General features: G+C 61.4%; 17 protein-coding genes. 10 read left to right on the top strand and 7 right to left on the bottom strand.

What is annotated here, in order from left to right; genetic code table 11:
* The first annotated feature begins 14 nt into the window (after positions 1-14).
* Genes ED655_RS04260 through ED655_RS04250 form a run of 3 tightly spaced genes read left to right on the top strand, consistent with a single transcriptional unit; the run spans position 15 to position 2,143 of the window.
* Positions 15-581: a hydrolase gene (locus ED655_RS04260; RefSeq protein ID WP_122049131.1), complete on the top strand. Its 567-nt coding sequence runs from the start codon at positions 15-17 to the stop codon at positions 579-581.
* Positions 578-1,717 (top strand): AbrB family transcriptional regulator, encoded by a 1,140-nt coding sequence (locus tag ED655_RS04255; RefSeq protein WP_122049130.1) that lies wholly within the window; start codon positions 578-580, stop codon positions 1,715-1,717. The genes ED655_RS04260 and ED655_RS04255 overlap by 4 nt, the downstream gene beginning before the upstream one ends.
* Positions 1,718-1,750: 33 nt before the next feature.
* Positions 1,751-2,143 carry a VOC family protein gene (locus ED655_RS04250; protein WP_062164071.1) on the top strand — a complete coding sequence of 131 codons (393 nt, stop codon included), beginning with the start codon at positions 1,751-1,753 and terminating at the stop codon, positions 2,141-2,143.
* An 81-nt stretch (positions 2,144-2,224) separates the two neighbouring features.
* On the opposite strand, the gene ED655_RS04245 is transcribed toward ED655_RS04250, so the two are convergent.
* The 5 genes from ED655_RS04245 to ED655_RS04225 all read right to left on the bottom strand — a co-directional run bounded on the left by ED655_RS04245 (position 2,225) and on the right by ED655_RS04225 (position 5,268).
* On the bottom strand, positions 2,225-2,449 hold the full coding sequence (locus ED655_RS04245; protein ID WP_023979083.1) for a hypothetical protein: 225 nt from the start codon (positions 2,447-2,449) through the stop codon (positions 2,225-2,227).
* Positions 2,450-2,600: 151 nt separating this feature from the next.
* Positions 2,601-3,227: a YceI family protein gene (locus ED655_RS04240; protein ID WP_240993494.1), complete on the bottom strand. Its 627-nt coding sequence runs from the start codon at positions 3,225-3,227 to the stop codon at positions 2,601-2,603.
* The gene (locus ED655_RS04235; RefSeq protein WP_122049232.1) at positions 3,224-3,850 is read right to left on the bottom strand and encodes a cytochrome b; all 627 of its coding nucleotides are present in this window, start codon (positions 3,848-3,850) and stop codon (positions 3,224-3,226) included. The genes ED655_RS04240 and ED655_RS04235 overlap by 4 nt, the downstream gene beginning before the upstream one ends.
* A 157-nt stretch (positions 3,851-4,007) precedes the next feature.
* Complete coding sequence (locus ED655_RS04230) at positions 4,008-4,625, bottom strand: YceI family protein (RefSeq protein ID WP_122049129.1); 618 nt, start codon at positions 4,623-4,625, stop codon at positions 4,008-4,010.
* A gap of 31 nt (positions 4,626-4,656) precedes the next feature.
* Positions 4,657-5,268, bottom strand: coding sequence for an FMN-dependent NADH-azoreductase (locus ED655_RS04225; RefSeq protein WP_122038905.1), 612 nt, complete (start codon positions 5,266-5,268; stop codon positions 4,657-4,659).
* A 171-nt stretch (positions 5,269-5,439) separates the two neighbouring features.
* Between ED655_RS04225 and ED655_RS04220 the strand changes: the two genes are divergently transcribed.
* The 5 genes from ED655_RS04220 to ED655_RS04200 all read left to right on the top strand — a co-directional run bounded on the left by ED655_RS04220 (position 5,440) and on the right by ED655_RS04200 (position 10,017).
* The gene (locus tag ED655_RS04220) at positions 5,440-6,453 is read left to right on the top strand and encodes a LysR family transcriptional regulator (protein ID WP_122049128.1); all 1,014 of its coding nucleotides are present in this window, start codon (positions 5,440-5,442) and stop codon (positions 6,451-6,453) included.
* An 80-nt stretch (positions 6,454-6,533) separates the two neighbouring features.
* A complete protein-coding gene (queA, locus tag ED655_RS04215; RefSeq protein ID WP_122049127.1) occupies positions 6,534-7,571 on the top strand; it encodes a tRNA preQ1(34) S-adenosylmethionine ribosyltransferase-isomerase QueA in 1,038 nt (345 codons plus the stop codon).
* On the top strand, positions 7,568-8,740 hold the full coding sequence (gene tgt / locus ED655_RS04210) for a tRNA guanosine(34) transglycosylase Tgt (protein ID WP_122049126.1): 1,173 nt from the start codon (positions 7,568-7,570) through the stop codon (positions 8,738-8,740). The genes queA and tgt overlap by 4 nt, the downstream gene beginning before the upstream one ends.
* A 13-nt stretch (positions 8,741-8,753) precedes the next feature.
* Entirely contained in the window at positions 8,754-9,815 is a 1,062-nt protein-coding gene (gene queG / locus ED655_RS04205) for a tRNA epoxyqueuosine(34) reductase QueG (protein ID WP_122049125.1), read from the top strand.
* Complete coding sequence (locus ED655_RS04200; RefSeq protein WP_122049124.1) at positions 9,808-10,017, top strand: ribbon-helix-helix domain-containing protein; 210 nt, start codon at positions 9,808-9,810, stop codon at positions 10,015-10,017. Before queG ends, ED655_RS04200 begins: the two co-directional genes overlap by 8 nt.
* 73 nt (positions 10,018-10,090) lie before the next feature.
* Here the strand turns inward: ED655_RS04200 and ED655_RS04195 are convergent, their stop codons facing one another.
* Positions 10,091-10,342: a hypothetical protein gene (locus tag ED655_RS04195; RefSeq protein ID WP_122049123.1), complete on the bottom strand. Its 252-nt coding sequence runs from the start codon at positions 10,340-10,342 to the stop codon at positions 10,091-10,093.
* On the bottom strand, positions 10,339-10,815 hold the full coding sequence (locus ED655_RS04190) for a DUF2778 domain-containing protein (RefSeq protein WP_122049122.1): 477 nt from the start codon (positions 10,813-10,815) through the stop codon (positions 10,339-10,341). The genes ED655_RS04195 and ED655_RS04190 overlap by 4 nt, the downstream gene beginning before the upstream one ends.
* A gap of 251 nt (positions 10,816-11,066) precedes the next feature.
* Here ED655_RS04190 and ED655_RS04185 point away from each other — a divergent pair, with 251 nt between their 5' ends.
* Both ED655_RS04185 and ED655_RS04180 read left to right on the top strand, forming a co-directional pair.
* Positions 11,067-14,264 (top strand): hybrid sensor histidine kinase/response regulator, encoded by a 3,198-nt coding sequence (locus ED655_RS04185; RefSeq protein ID WP_205835984.1) that lies wholly within the window; start codon positions 11,067-11,069, stop codon positions 14,262-14,264.
* Between the two features lie 32 nt (positions 14,265-14,296).
* A complete protein-coding gene (locus ED655_RS04180; protein ID WP_062164061.1) occupies positions 14,297-15,124 on the top strand; it encodes a TerB family tellurite resistance protein in 828 nt (275 codons plus the stop codon).
* Positions 15,125-15,140: the final 16 nt, after the last annotated feature.

The following is a 15,140-nucleotide window of genomic DNA, read 5'->3' as shown; positions in this document are numbered from 1 at the left end:
AGAAGGGTTCTCCCATGCTTGCTCTCGATCCCAAGACAACGGCGCTCGTGCTGATCGATCTTCAGAAAGGCATATTGAGTATGCCCGTCACCCCCCATACGGGCCAAGAGGTTCTGTCGCGCAACATGAAACTTGCGGAGCAGGCCCGTCAGGCCGGTGCCCCGGTCATTCTGGTGCATGTCGGCTTCGCCCCGGATTTTGCCGATGCGCCGCCCCATAACGTGGACAAGCCTCTCGCCTCCTCCAGCCCCCTGCCTGCCGACTGGAGCGACTTTGCCCCGGACCTCCAGCAGCCCGGTGATCTTGTCGTACTCAAGAAGCAATGGGGCGCCTTCACAGGTACCAATCTTGATCTGCAACTCCGCCGCCGGGGCATCCGGACGATCATCCTGGCCGGTATCGCCACGAATTTCGGCGTGGAATCGACCCTGCGTCACGCCTGGGAACTCGGCTATGATGTGGTCGTGCCCGAGGATGCCTGCACCTCGCTCAATGCCGATCTGCACAACATGGCGGTAACCCATGTCTTTCCGCGTCTGTGCCGTGTCACACGCAGCGACGAGATCGCGTTCGACGCATGAAAGGTAGGGCGTCGCTCTGGCTGGGGCTGATTGCCCTTTCCGCTTTGCTGGGTGGCGGGCTCACCCTGCTGGGCCTGCCCGCTGCCCTGCTGATCGGCGCGATGGTCGCGGCCATTGCTGTGGCCGTTTCGGGCCGTGTCATACCGCTGCACCGCACGCTGCCTGTTGTCGCTCAGGCGGTCATCGGGCAGCTCATGGCGCATAGCCTGACCCTTGGCGTTCTGCGCGAGATCCTGTCCCAATGGAGTATCTTCCTGGGCGGGGTGTTCTCGGTCATCGTCATGAGCTTTGCCCTCGGCTGGGTGCTGGCGCGATTGCGCGTCATGCCCGGCAGTACGGCCCTGTGGGGTGCCTCTCCGGGGGCTGCCACGGCCATTCTGCTACTGTGCGAGGCCTATGGCGCGGATCAGAGGCTTGTGGCCTTCATGGTGTATCTGCGCGTGTTGCTGGTAACGCTCACCACATCGATCATTGCCCATATCACCAGTGCACACCGCCCTGTGCCGCATGATGCCAGCACCTCTCACGCCAGCCTGACCAGTCAGGTCGGGATACCGGAAACAGCCCTTCACCTGATCGGCCATGAAGCCGCAACGCTGTGGCCCTGCCTTGCCGTCATTGCCTGCGCGGTTCTGCTGGCGCGTTTCGTGCGTCATGGTGCCGCGCCTTTGCTGCTGAGCATGGCGGGCGGAGTCGTCCTTCAGGCTGGTTTTGGCGTGCATTACGCCCTGCCCCATTTCCTGCTCGTCCCGAGCTATATGGTGATTGGCTGGATGGTCGGGCGACGCTTCACCCGCGATGTCATGCACCATGTCTGGCGCACCCTGCCCGCCGTCACGCTTTCGACGCTCATCCTGATTGGCGGTTGCGCCCTGCTGTCCTGGCCCCTTGCCCATATTGCCCATGTGGATGTGCTGAGCGCCTATCTGGCGACGAGCCCCGGCGGTGCTGACTCGATTGCCATTATCGCAGCCTCGACACCCATCAACATGCCCTTTGTCATGGCCATGCAGGTGGCGCGCTTTCTGTCTCTGCTGGTGATTGCGCCGCGCATTGCGACAACACTGGCCCGGTTTCTGCCCCCCGAGCCCGATGCTGTCTCTAGTCAGACGGCCCGGAACACTGATAGTGCTTGATATACGCCCCCGCCAGCCGAGGTTCGATCCTTCATGCGCTTCACTGTTGATCGTCTAGACCATATCGTTCTTACGGTTCGTGACCGTGCACTCTCCGCCAACTGGTATCAGCGTGTGCTCGGGATGGAAATCGAGGAATACGGTCGCAACAACCGTGTCTCCCTGAGCTTCGGTGGCCAGAAGATCAACCTGCGCCCTATCGATTCAGAGGGCTGGACGACAGCGGAATCCGCTGCCCCGGGTGTCAGCGATCTGTGCTTCACCACCGCCATCGACTCGGAAAACATCATCCGTCATCTGGATAAATGCGGTGTGGCGGTCATTGAGGGACCTGTTACCCGTATCGGCGCCCTTGGGCCCATTACGTCTGTCTATATTCATGATCCTGACAGGAACCTGATCGAAATTGCTTCCTATCAAGGGTGAGACCTCACCCTTTTGCCAGGTCATGACTGCACGTCAGGACACTGGCCATCATCGGCCATGCCCTGACATGTAGATAGTGCCTTACCAGTTCTTGCTGATCAGCCAGAACTCTTCCGAGGTAAGGGTCACGAGCCCACCACCCGGCAGGCTGGTCTCGGCAGCGGCGCTGGCCAGCGCTTCGATACGCTCGACCATGATCGTCTTGCGGACATGGGTTTCGGACTGTTCCTTCACCTGACCCAGCGCAGTGAGGGCGGATTTGGACGCCTTGGCGACACGCGCGGCATCGAGAGCAGCATAGGACATGGTTTACCTCCGTAAGAAACGTTCCCCCAATCTAGCGGAAAACAGCCATCACTCCACCCCCCGATACGGGGGTGGTTTTCCACGCTGACCTAGCGGGAAGGACATCGCGTCTGACGCAGGCAGCAGCAACCCGTTTAGAGGTACCGCGACCTCAGCCCGCGCGATGCGCTGCCAGATCGAAAACCACCGACACCTCGAGCGCCACCCACTGCCCTGTTGACCACGGCCCCTGCCCCACGCCGAAGCGGCTGCGCAGCAGATCGGCATGGCCTTTCGCATGAGCGGTCTCCCCTGTGACATCCAGGGTGAAGTCCAGCGTCACGGGTTGCGTGACACCGCGCAGGGTGAGTGTGCCGCTGGCCTGATACTGATCGCCCTGAACACGGCGGATTGCGTTCGACACAAAATGGGCTTTGGGGAACGTCGCGGTGTCGAACCAGTCCGATCCGGGCAGGGCCGTGTCACGTTGCCTGTCGCCGGTTTGTGCGCTGGCCAGATCGATTGTCATGTCGATCCGCCCTGTCTCAGGGTGGGCAGGGTCGAGCGCGATCTGGGGCTCATACTGCGCGAAGCTTCCCTCAAACGGCGTCCCGGTCTGGGTTCCGGTAAAACCGAACCGGCTATGTGCCTTGTCTACCACCCAGCTTGTGGACAGCCCCTTCGTAGAGGGTCCGGTGACATTCTGCGCACGGGCGAGGGTCGCTCCTGCCATGGGCACAAGAACTGAAAACAGGGCAATCATCTGCCGCACAGGCAAGGCGCGAAACTGAAAATTCATCGACGGGATCTCCGCAGAAAATTCGGCAGCATGCGGGCAAGCACCTCATCATGCAGCACGAAATGGTGGCGCAGGGCCGCAAACCCGTGCAGCACAATGAGCGCCATCAGCAGATAGGCCCCATAGGCATGGATCGCCGAGAAAACAGCCTCGACCGGCTTCTTGTCAGGCAATGACGAAAGCCATGGCAGATCCGGCCAGGGGATGACGCCAAACAATACGGTCGGGATGGCAAACACCGAACTCGATACAACGGCCCAGCCCGTAAGCGGCAGCCCGATCATCTCGGCATACAGGGCAAGATGGGCCAGCCCTGCGAGACGCCTCTCGCCCGGCGCCATGTCAGGGGGCAGAGGCGGTGGCGGACGAACGAACCGCCACATCAAGCGCAGACAGGCGGCGATCAGGATCGTGATGCCAATCGATTTGTGCAGCTGATACAGGGCAAATAGTCGGGATGGGCCAAGCGTGCCATGGACCATGACAAGCCCGATGCCGATCAGCGTGAGGATACCAAGAGCCATAACCCAGTGAAGCGTTACGGCAACCGGGTCATAGCGCCGCCTAGGCCCCGCCCCGTCTGCGGGGCGGCTTGTGCTCTGCGATGCGTCGCGACGAGTCATCTTCTTCTTACCCAACTGACCTGACCCATGCCGGCGTCATGCCGTCCGATCGGGGAGCGGCACCGATCCACTCCAAAGGGCCCGGATATCCCGGGCTCTCGTCAGGCACGTTATCCGGCATGGGCATCGGGCCTGACCGAGGGGCGTTATGCCCCGCTCAGGACTGGCGCTCGAAAGCCGCAGCGATGTGCAGGGTTACGGCATCGCCCACCAGCGGGACGTAGCGCGACACACCGAAGGCGCTACGAGAGATTGTCGCATTGCCTTCAAACCCGACCGTCTCCTTCTTGTCGAGCGGGTTGACGCCACTGCCGATCAGCTTCGCCTTGAAGGTGACAGGACGCGTGACGCCATGCAGGGTGAGATCACCGCTGATGCTCGCCATGCCTGCGCCATTGCGTACAATATGCGTCGAAACGAAATGCGCCGTCGGGAACTTGTCGGCATCGAACCAGTCTGTGCCCTTGAGTTCACCATCCAGCTTGGCCACCGTGGTCTGGACCGAGGCGATCGGCAGGGTCACATCGAGCTTCGCGGCATCGATATGAGCCGGGTCGAGCGTGAGCGACCCCGATGCCTGCGAGAAGAACCCCGAGAAATTGGTGAACCCCATATGCAGGAGCGTAAAGCCGACTTGCGTGTGATAAGGCTCGACCGCATAGGTGCCGGCCTGCACGGCCTTGGGGTCGGGGGTCCCGCCCTTTTGGGCATGAGCCTGCGGCAATGCCGCCAGAGAGGTGACGAGCGTGAGACCGGCGAGGAAAGACTTGTTCACAACCGATGATCCTTGCGTGAGGGTTGACTGATCAGAAAGAAAGGGCGGCGATCTCGGCCCGGGCGGCCTTGAAGGCGGCCTCACGGGCTTCCGGCCCACGGCTCAGACCTTCGGCACGGATCCAGGTGATGTCTTTCAGGCCCAGAAAGCCCAGGACCGCGCTCATATAGGGCTCCTGATGGTCCATGACGGCAGCCGGGTTGCCCGGTGTGTAATTGCCGCCGCGCGTCGAGATCAGCACGACTTTCTTGCCCTGCGGCACAAGGCCGGCGGGGCCGTTCTCGCCATAGCTGAACGTCTTGCCTGCCACCACGACACGATCAATCCAGTTCTTGAGCTGGGCCGGGACGGTGAAATTGTACATAGGCACAGCAATGACGATCACATCGGCGGCAAACAGCTCATCCACATGGGCATTACCACGCGCCAGATCGGCCTGAATCGTCTCGTCGGTCACCTCAGCGCCGAATCGCGCTGCAACATGACCGGCGCTGAGCACCGGAATCGGGTGCGCAGCCAGATCGTGATAGGTGATTTCAGCGCCGGGATGCGACGCCTTCAGATGGGAGATCGTCTCGGCCGTCAGGACCCGGCTGGCCGAATTGTCACCAAGAATGCTGGAATCGATGTGAAGAATCTTCATGGACTACGCTCCTGAATACAGCTTCGATGAGTCGACGGGCGGCCCGTATCGAGCCTCACCAGCTGCCGTGAGGAGCGCACCGTCCCATATGTTGATCCATCTGGACACTTGATATATTCCGATAGATAGTATCGCTTCAGGTTATGGATAATCAGTCAGGGAAGAGGCGCAATGCTCGACCGTATCTCGCTCGATCAGCTACGCGTTTTTATTGCCGCCGCCGATGATGGCAGCTTTTCCGCCGCAGCCAGACGCTTCCGCCGGTCGCAACCCGCCATAAGCGAGATGATCGCCACGCTGGAATCCCAGATGGGTGTCGCGCTTTTTGACCGTATGGGGCGCTACCCGCAGCTCACCAAGGCAGGCGAGACCCTTCTGGCGGACGCACGCGGCATCGTACTGGGCGTGGATCACATGAAGGCACGCGCTTACGGCATGTCATCGGGGATCGAGCCTGAATTATCGGTCGTGGTCGATGTGTTCTTTCCCATGGATCGCATGACGCGCGTGGCACGTGGCTTTCGCGAGACCTTTCCCCACACGCCGCTGCGCCTTTATGTCGAGGCGCTTGGGGGCGTGTTCGAGCCGATCCTCGATTCACGGGCCCGTATCGGCATTGCAGGCCCCCTCCCCGATCTGCCCGACGCGCTCTCCTCGGAAGTTCTGGGCGATATCCGTTTCATGATGGTGGCCTCGGCCGAGCACCCCCTGGCCCGTCACGAAGGTCCCATTCCACGTGAGGAACTTGCCCGGCATGTGCAGCTTGTGCTGACGGATCGTACCTCCCTTTCCGCCGGGCGCGAGCGTGGCATTTTCTCACCCTCGACCTGGCGTCTGGCCGATCTCTACGCCAAGCATCACTTCCTGCTTGGCGGGCTTGGCTGGGGTGGCATGCCGGTCCACAGCATCAGGGCCGATCTGGACTCCGGCAGGCTTGTCGAACTCGATATTGATGGCTTCATCCCCGGCGGATCGGCCATGCCCATGACCGCTGTCTATCCAACAGCCGAGCCGCCCGGCCCGGCGGGGCGCTGGCTGATCGATCACCTCAAGCTCTGTCCGGGCCATCAGGCTGAGGCTGAGAGTACCGGCTTGCCCCGAAGCGGTCACACACGCTCCGAGGAGCAGCTTCAACCGCAAATCACGAGCGGGGCCTGCCGCTCCACGCAGCCGGTTCTTCCCTGACGACGCACGCGACGGCGGGGAGAGGAAAGGATTATTTGCACTGGCATTTCAGGCCGGATCTGGCCTAAACGAAGCCGCCCATGCAGATATCCGATTTCGATTTCGATCTTCCGCGCGAGAATATCGCTCTGGAACCCGCCCGCCCGCGTGACAGCGCCCGCCTGTTGCGTGTTGCTGCCGGTCAGCCTTTGGCCGAGACGCGTATCAGCGATCTGCCCAGCCTGCTCGAACCCGGCGATCTGCTGATTGCCAATGATACGGCGGTCATCCGTGCTCAGCTCGCGGCACGACGCGGTGAAGCCAAAATCGGGATCACGCTCGATCGTATCCTGAGCGATGGCAGCTGGCATGCGCTGGCGAAAAACGCCCGCAAGCTGAAGCCGGGCGACACACTGCATTTCGGCACGGATTCCGTAACCGCTGAAGTGGTCGAGAATGAAGGCGATGGGGCAATCTCCATGCGCTTCTCCGCCGAGGGCGAGGCCTTTGACGACTTCCTCAAACGCGCTGGCGTTCTTGCCCTGCCGCCTTATATCGACCGCCCCACCGGCCCGACGGCGCAGGATGATAGCGACTACGCCACGATTTTCGAGCGCTACAAGGGCGCCGTTGCGGCACCCACGGCGGGGCTGCATTTCACGCCCGAGGTTCTGGCCGCCCTCGATGCGCGCGGCGTAAAGCGCCACACCCTCACCCTGCATGTGGGAGCGGGCACCTTCCTGCCCGTGCGTGACGAAATTGCCACCCACAAGATGCACGCCGAATGGGGCCGCATCGACGCCCAGACGGCACAGCTCATCAACGACACCCGCGCCAGTGGCCGGAAAATCGTGGCCGTGGGCACGACCAGCCTGCGTCTGCTTGAGAGCGCCGCCGATGAGCGGGGCGTCGTGCATCCGTGGGAGGGGGAGACCTCCATTTTCATCAAGCCAGGCTATCGTTTCCGTGCGGTCGATCGGCTGATGACCAATTTCCATTTGCCGCGCTCGACCCTGTTCATGCTCGTCTGCGCCCTGGCCGGAACCGAGACCATGCGCGAGGCCTATCGTCACGCGATTGCCGAGGGCTTTCGCTTTTATTCCTACGGAGATGCCTGCTTGCTGGACCGCGCCCCATGACCGAATCCGCCACGAAAATGCAGTGGAAGGCCGAGGCCTGTTGCGGTCAGGCGCGTGCGGGCCATCTGCATACCGCCCATGGCACGATCCCGACGCCTACCTTCATGCCGGTCGGCACGGTGGGTACGGTCAAGGCCATGACCATGGATGCCGTGCGCTCGACGGGTGCGGGTATCATTCTGGGCAATACCTATCACCTCATGCTGCGCCCCGGTGCCGAGCGCGTGCGCAAGATGGGCGGGCTGCATCGCATGATGGACTGGTCAGGCCCGATCCTGACCGATTCAGGCGGGTTTCAGGTCATGTCGCTCGGCGCGCTGCGCAAGCTCGATCAGGACGGGGTGACCTTCAACTCCCATATCGACGGCTCCAAGCATCGTCTGACGCCAGAGAGCAGCACCGACATCCAGCACGCGCTGGATGCCACCATCACCATGTGCTTCGATGAATGCCCCGCCCTGCCCGCCACGCCGGAGCGCCTCGAATCCTCCATGGAATTGTCCATGCGCTGGGCGGCGCGCTCGCGCGAGGCCTTCGTGCAACGCCCCGGCTATGGCCAGTTCGGTATCGTGCAGGGCGGCACGGAGCGCGATCTGCGCGCGCGCTCGGCCAAGGCGCTGACCGATATCGGTTTTGAGGGTTATGCCATCGGCGGTCTGGCGGTGGGTGAAGGTCAGGAACTCATGTTCTCGACGCTCGATTTCACCACCCCGCTCCTGCCGCAGGACCATGCACGCTATCTGATGGGCGTGGGCACCCCCGATGATTTGCTGGGCGGTGTGGAACGCGGTGTGGACATGTTCGATTGCGTCATGCCCACACGTGCAGGCCGCACGGCGCGCGCTTATACCGAGCGCGGCACGCTCAATCTGCGCAATGCCCGCCATGCCGAGGATAATCGCCCGATCAGCCCGGACTGCGATTGTCTGGCCTGTTCACGCCATAGCCGCGCCTATCTTCATCACCTGTTCCGCGCCAATGAAATTCTCGGCCCGATGCTGCTGACATGGCATAATCTGGCCTATTACCAGCGGCTGATGCGCCAGATACGGGTTGCCATTCTAGACGGCACCTTGCCGCAGAAAGCGCTTGCCCTGCGTGCCGGCTGGGCTGGGGGAGACTGGACGCAGGACGAATTCCCCCAGCCGGACTGGCCACCCGTCCCATGACGCCCCTCACCCCATGAGCAAAAGCATCGAAGACCGCATTGCCGATCATGCGCGGCATCTCGGCTTCGATGCGATCGGGTTCTGCGACGCCACCCTGCCCGAAGAAGCCCGCACGCGCCTGCGCCAGTTCGTGGAAGACGGGCGGCACGGCACCATGAGCTGGATGGAACAGCGCATCGACCAGCGTGGCGACCCCAAGGCCCTTTGGCCCGAGGTTCGCAGCGTGATCTCACTCGGCCTGTCTTATGCACCTGAAGCCGATCCCGCCGAAACGCTCGACCAACCCGATACCGGCACGATTTCAGTCTATGCCCGCCATCGCGATTATCATGATGTGCTCAAGGGCATGCTCAAGCATCTGGCGCAATTCGTGGTGCGTCAGGATGTCGGTGGCGACGGCACACAGGTGAAGGTGTTTGTTGATACGGCGCCGGTTATGGAAAAGCCTCTGGCTGAACAGGCCCAGCTTGGCTGGCAGGGCAAGCATACCAATGTCGTCTCCCGCGATCATGGGTCATGGCTGCTTCTGGGTGAAATATACACCACGCTCGACCTCACCCCGTCACCACCACGTGCCGGGTCATGCGGCAGCTGCACGCGTTGCCTGACCGCCTGCCCCACCGATGCTTTTCCGCGCCCTTATGCGCTCGATGCGCGACGCTGCATTGCCTATCTCACCATCGAGCATGACGGGCCGATCCCAGTCGAATTTCGCAAGCCCATGGGCAATCGCATCTATGGCTGTGACGACTGCCTCAATGCCTGCCCGTGGAACCGTTTTGCCGCCACCTCGCGCCATATGAAGCTTCAGCCCCGTGCCGATCTGATGGCGCCCCGGCTGGAAGATCTGGCCAGGCTGGACGATGCCGGATTTCGCAGCTTTTTCTCCGGCTCGCCCATCAAGCGCATTGGCCGCAACCGCTTTGTGCGCAATGTTCTGATCGCGCTCGGGAATTCGCACAACACTGACCATCTGGCCCTGATCGAAACCCTGACCGGGGACGAGAACCCGATGGTGGCTGAAGCGGCAGAATGGGCACGAGCTGAGTTGCTGGGTAACGAAGACATTGAGTGATCTCGTCAAACGCAGCTTTACGCTGTCACGCCACCGCACCAGCATCGCTCTGGAGCCTGAATTCTGGGCCGTGCTGGAGGAAATGAGTGCCGGCAATTCGCTGGCTTCCCTGATCGCCAGTATCGATGCAACCCGCCCGCCGGAACGCCCGCTCGCCTCGGCACTGCGCGTCGCATGTCTGGCCTTTCTACGCGGTTTCTGAGCGCGATCCGGTAACGCTCAAGGCGTCCCGAATTGTCACGACTGCGAACACTGCCTGCTGTATCCTGCGGAATTCAGGCCTTGCGGCAACTCATCAACGCACCCAGCCCTGTCACGATGACATAGGCCAGTATAAGGCTGACAAGCATCATGGTCGTCATGATGATGCTGGCCTGGCTCAGACCCAGGGCAAGAGCGTCATTGACGTAAAAAACGGGCGACAGGATCTTCCAGCTTCGACCCGACCAGGCAAAGTAGTGATGGGTCGCATTACCCAGAGCGAGATAGACCAGAATGGCGACTGGCAGGGTGACAAGCGCTTTCATCTGACGTCCAGCGTCCCGTAAGACCGCATCCCGTTCACATAGGCCGGCGATTGAGCGAGCAGGAATTCACGCAGGCGATAGAAATCATGGGTGTCAGGCAATGTAATGCATCCCTTGCTGATCCCCCAGAACCCAACGGGATGCAGCCGGAAAGCCCCGCGTCTGATGCCATCTATCGATGTCTGATCGTCTATGATGCCGTCATCACGGTAGAGGGCAAACCAGTCCTGACGATGGGTACCTGCGAAGAAATCACCGACATGATCCCTGACGACGCCCAGTCGACCTCCGCACCGCCGGTCAAGGATATGGTAGAGCCCCAGCGGGAGAGGACCATTATTTCTGTTACCGGCCGCCGCGGGACGGTTGGTGAAGTCGCCAGACCCGGAATAGGCAGGAAAAGAGCCGAACCCAACGCAGGTAAGTACCGAAACGTCTTTCTCGTTGAGGTAGAATACGCAATGCGCGGGCAAATGAGTTGTTTCCGATATCAGGCACAGAGCGATCTGCTCGAGTAATCATCTCTTTTACACTTTTCGGGAGGCAGGGCCATTGCTGCACAACCCCGCAAAGGCGGCTGCCGGCGATGACTCAGGCGTTCCCACGATTGTTGCAACGCCTTTCACCTGACCGTGAGCAAACCTCTAGCCAATGACGATCGTTGTCGATATTTAACGACAACATCATAATGCTCACCTTCGTGATGCTGGGGCTTCATCGATCCATGACGTCTTGCCCATCTGGCACTGCCTTTTCTCCTGACAGCCTCGAAGCCTTTATCGAAGCCGAGATCACGCGTGGCAGCTTTGCGAGTGAGCGCGCCATGATCGAAGCTGGCCTGACCCTGCTGCGTGAGAAAATGGCCACTTCCGCCAGGCGGGAGGGAGTCGCCTTTCCGCCTGCTGGTGGTCAATGTGGTGCGCTGATCCGTGGGCTGGACTGGGCACAGCATGCCGTTGGCCCGACATGCCGATGGTCTGATCCGCTACGGGCAACGATAACCAATATCGTCAATTCCCCCGTGGCCAAGATGCTGCTTTGGGGACCCGAGCAGATCCTGTTCTACAACGACGCCTTCAGTCTTATCGCAGGCGACCGCCACCCCTACGCACTTGGAACGCCACTCGCAAACGCCTTCCCGGAACTCGATGCGTGGACAAGACCCGTCCTCGAAGCCGGACTGCGCGGGGAAGCCGCAAGTTTCCAGAATCGCAGGATCAGGCTCAACCGGCAGGATCAGGTCGAAACGCTGATTCTCGATTTCTATTTCACCCCCGTCTATGAAACGGGCGAAGCGCCTGGCGGCGTCTTGTGCACCATCGTTAACAACACCGAGCGCGTTAACACCGAGAAGCGTCTGGCCTCAAGCGAAGCGGAATTACGGCGCGTTACCGATGCGACGCCCATGCTCGTTTCCTATGTCGATCAGGCGCATGTCTATCGCTTTGCCAATGCCGCTTATGAATCCTGGCTTGGCCTGCCGCTTGAGCGCATCGTCAACTGCCCCGTCATCGAGGTTCTGGGGGCGCGCGTCTATGAAGACAGGCGCCCCGATCTGGAAGCCGCGCTCTCGGGCCGGTCTCTCACCGCTGAGACTCTCCTGCCTCATCAGGACGGCACGGAGCGTCATACAGAGTTCCGCTACGTGCCGCATATCGACGAAGATGGGATAGTGCACGGCGTGCATATTCTCGGCATCGATATTGAGGACCGGGCACGGCGTATCGCCGAGGTCGCCGCGAGCGACAAGCGTTTCCGCACCGCGATGGAAGCCGTTCATGGTGTGCTGTGGACCAACAGCGCCGATGGTCGCATGATGGGCGAACAGCCGGGCTGGGCTGCGCTGACAGGCCAGACAAGCGAGGAATATCAGGGTTTCGGCTGGGCCAATGCCGTTCACCCGGACGACGCGGCCGCCTCGGTTGTCGAGTGGAACGCCTCCGTGTCGTCACGCAGCATGTTCGTGCATGAGCATCGCGTACGCAACCGCGACGGGCAGTGGCGCAATTTTGCCATACGCGCCCTGCCCATCCTCGATGACTCAGGCGAAATCACTGAATGGGTGGGGGTTCATACCGACATCACCCATCAACGCGCCGCAGAAGCTGCATTGCGCGATCACGCAGAAGACCTGTCCCGTCAGGTACGCCATCGCCAGCGGGCTGAAGAACAGCTGCGCAAGCTGAACGAGACGCTCGAAAACCGCGTGATCGAGGAAATCACGGAGCGACGTCAGGCCGAGACCCGACTGGCTCAGGCGCAGAAAATGGAATCCATCGGCAAGCTGACCGGCGGCGTGGCGCATGATTTCAACAACCTGCTTCAGGTGATCAGCGGCAATCTGCAACTGCTCGGCAAATATGTGATGGGCAACAGCCGGGCCGAGCGTCACGTCAGCAGCGCAATGGGCGGCGTGCAGCGTGGTTCACGTCTGGCCAGCCAGCTGCTTGCCTTTGGCCGCCGTCAGGCACTCGAACCCAAGATCGTGAATGTGACCCGCTTCGTGCGTGGCATGGATGAAATGCTGCGCCGTGCGATTGGTGAAGGGATCGAGATCGAGACCATCGTCTCGGCTGGCCTGTGGAACACGTTCATCGATCCAGCGCAAATCGAAAATGCCCTTCTGAATCTTGCCATCAATGCCCGCGATGCGATGGATGGGCAGGGCAAGCTGACAATCGAACTCGGCAACACCCATCTCGATGATGCCTATGTGCGTCAGCATGACGAGGTCAAGGCCGGGCAATATGTGCTTCTGGCCGTCAGCGATACCGGCACGGGTATGACACCCGACATTCTTGCCAAGGTGTTTGAGCCGTTCTTCTCGACCAAGGCAGAAGGCAAGGGCTCCGGGCTTGGCCTTTCGATGGTCTATGGCTTCGTCAAGCAGTCCGGCGGTCACATCAACATCTATTCCGAGCCGGGCGAAGGCACGACCATCAAGCTCTATCTGCCCCGTGCGATGGACGCCGAGGATGTCGAGATCGAACATCACATGGCCCCCGTCACCGGCGGCAGCGAGACTGTGCTGGTGGTGGAGGATGACGACGAAGTGCGGGCCACCGTGGTCGAGATGCTCTCCGACCTCGGCTATCAGGTTCTCAAGGCCACCGATGCCGCCAATGCGCTGGTGGTGATCGAAAGCGGTATGCCCATCGATATCCTGTTTACCGATGTGGTCATGCCCGGAACCCTCAAGAGCCCGGAACTGGCCCGTCGCGCCAAGGAGCGCCTGCCGGACATCGCTGTGCTTTTCACTTCCGGCTATACCGAGAACTCAATCGTGCATGGCGGCCGCCTGGATGCCGGGGTAGAGCTGCTTTCCAAGCCCTATACGCGCGACGCGCTGGCGCGGAAATTCCGCCATGTTCTGGCCAATCGCCAGCAGCGCGTGCAGGCAACAGCGACGCGCCAGCCGGACCCATCGGAAACCTCGTCTGCCAGCGCCGGACAGTCGGCCCTCATTTCCGGGGCGGAGTCCGTCGGAATGGGCAACGCCCCGGCCCGCACGCTTTGTGTGACGGTACTGCTGGTTGAGGATGACCGTCTGATCCGTCAGGCTACCTCGGAGATGCTCAAGGAATCGGGCTTCCTGACCGTTGAGGCCGCCGATTACGACGAAGCCCTGATCGTGCTGCAAACCATGCCGGTTGATGTGTTGCTGACAGATGTGAACCTCCCGGGCCTTTCGGGGAAGGATCTGGCTGCGCAGGCGCGCCTCCTCAGGCCGGATATCGGGGTCGTTTTCGCTACAGGTGATGTTCATGCCGTCGAGGGCGATCCGTCTGTCGTCGTGCTGTCCAAACCCTATGACCTCTCAACGCTCACTGCGTCCCTCTCGCGCAGCCTCCCTCGCCTCCCGCCGCAAGCTCAACCGGCTGACGACACGGTTTCGGCCAAGGATCGCCCCGCCACTGTTTGAACTCTCCCCTGTGCTCATGCTACCGGTAGGGAATGGCATTCTGGGGAAAGATGTTTGGTGGCGTGGCCGGTTTCGCTGTTGGCGGACCGATGGGCGCGCTCATGGGTGCGGCGCTGGGCCATGCGGCCGATCGCGGCTCGCTGCTTGAAACACCAACCGGGGGATGGCACGAGCACTGGCGCACCAAGGGACAGCCTGACCCCAATGGGGCCGCCTTCATGGCAGCCGCCAAGATGTCCACCCTGCTTGGCAAGACCGATCAGCTTTATGCCATCGGTCTGGTTGCCCTCTGCGCCAAGATGGCCAAGATCGATGGTCCAGTGAACAAGGCCGAGATCAGGGCCTTTCGCTCGCTCTTCCAGTTTCCGGCCGATAACATGCGTGAAGTGGGCATGTTGTTCGATCGGGCCCGTGACCGCACGGATGATTTCGAGATGTATGCCCGCGAACTCGGCAAGGGCTTTACCAAGGACCGCGCCCCGCTTGAGCAACTGCTGATGGCGCTCTTCGTCATCGCACGGGCGGATCTTCCCCCCGGCGCCGATCTGCATCCTGCTGAAACGGCTTTCCTGAAAAAGGTTCATGCGGCTTTTGGCCTGCCGCCCGGAGCCTGGGACAGGGCCGAGACGGGTCGCTCCGGGTCAGCCAGCAACGAGAATGATGCCTATGTGGAGCTGGGTCTCACCCGTAGCGCCACCGATCAGGAAGTCAGGACGCGCTGGCGTGTGCTGATCAGGGAGCATCACCCCGATGTTCTGGGTCAGAAAAACCTCAGCCCCGATGCCCTGGCCAAGGCTGGAGATCGCGTTGCCCGCATCAACGCGGCGTGGGACCGGATCAAGCGCGACCGCAAATTGTAGCCCCTGCCTGCGCCAT

This window comes from Asaia bogorensis (genome assembly GCF_900465345.1).
GTDB classification, from domain to species: domain Bacteria; phylum Pseudomonadota; class Alphaproteobacteria; order Acetobacterales; family Acetobacteraceae; genus Asaia; species Asaia bogorensis_A.
This window is presented reverse-complemented; position numbering and strand designations above follow the sequence as displayed.

Bases quoted from the DNA above. Each gene is read 5' to 3' on its own strand.
- ED655_RS04220 (WP_122049128.1), top strand. From the start codon at position 5,440: ATGCTCGACCGTATCTCGCTCGATCAGCTACGCGTTTTTATTGCCGCC.
- ED655_RS04195 (WP_122049123.1), bottom strand. From the start codon at position 10,342: ATGAAAGCGCTTGTCACCCTGCCAGTCGCCATTCTGGTCTATCTCGCT.
- queA (WP_122049127.1), top strand. From the start codon at position 6,534: ATGCAGATATCCGATTTCGATTTCGATCTTCCGCGCGAGAATATCGCT.
- ED655_RS04225 (WP_122038905.1), bottom strand. From the start codon at position 5,268: ATGAAGATTCTTCACATCGATTCCAGCATTCTTGGTGACAATTCGGCC.
- tgt (WP_122049126.1), top strand. From the start codon at position 7,568: ATGACCGAATCCGCCACGAAAATGCAGTGGAAGGCCGAGGCCTGTTGC.
- ED655_RS04235 (WP_122049232.1), bottom strand. From the start codon at position 3,850: ATGACTCGTCGCGACGCATCGCAGAGCACAAGCCGCCCCGCAGACGGG.
- ED655_RS04245 (WP_023979083.1), bottom strand. From the start codon at position 2,449: ATGTCCTATGCTGCTCTCGATGCCGCGCGTGTCGCCAAGGCGTCCAAA.
- ED655_RS04260 (WP_122049131.1), top strand. From the start codon at position 15: ATGCTTGCTCTCGATCCCAAGACAACGGCGCTCGTGCTGATCGATCTT.
- ED655_RS04250 (WP_062164071.1), top strand. From the start codon at position 1,751: ATGCGCTTCACTGTTGATCGTCTAGACCATATCGTTCTTACGGTTCGT.
- ED655_RS04255 (WP_122049130.1), top strand. From the start codon at position 578: ATGAAAGGTAGGGCGTCGCTCTGGCTGGGGCTGATTGCCCTTTCCGCT.
- ED655_RS04180 (WP_062164061.1), top strand. From the start codon at position 14,297: ATGGCATTCTGGGGAAAGATGTTTGGTGGCGTGGCCGGTTTCGCTGTT.
- queG (WP_122049125.1), top strand. From the start codon at position 8,754: ATGAGCAAAAGCATCGAAGACCGCATTGCCGATCATGCGCGGCATCTC.
- ED655_RS04240 (WP_240993494.1), bottom strand. From the start codon at position 3,227: ATGAATTTTCAGTTTCGCGCCTTGCCTGTGCGGCAGATGATTGCCCTG.
- ED655_RS04185 (WP_205835984.1), top strand. From the start codon at position 11,067: ATGACGTCTTGCCCATCTGGCACTGCCTTTTCTCCTGACAGCCTCGAA.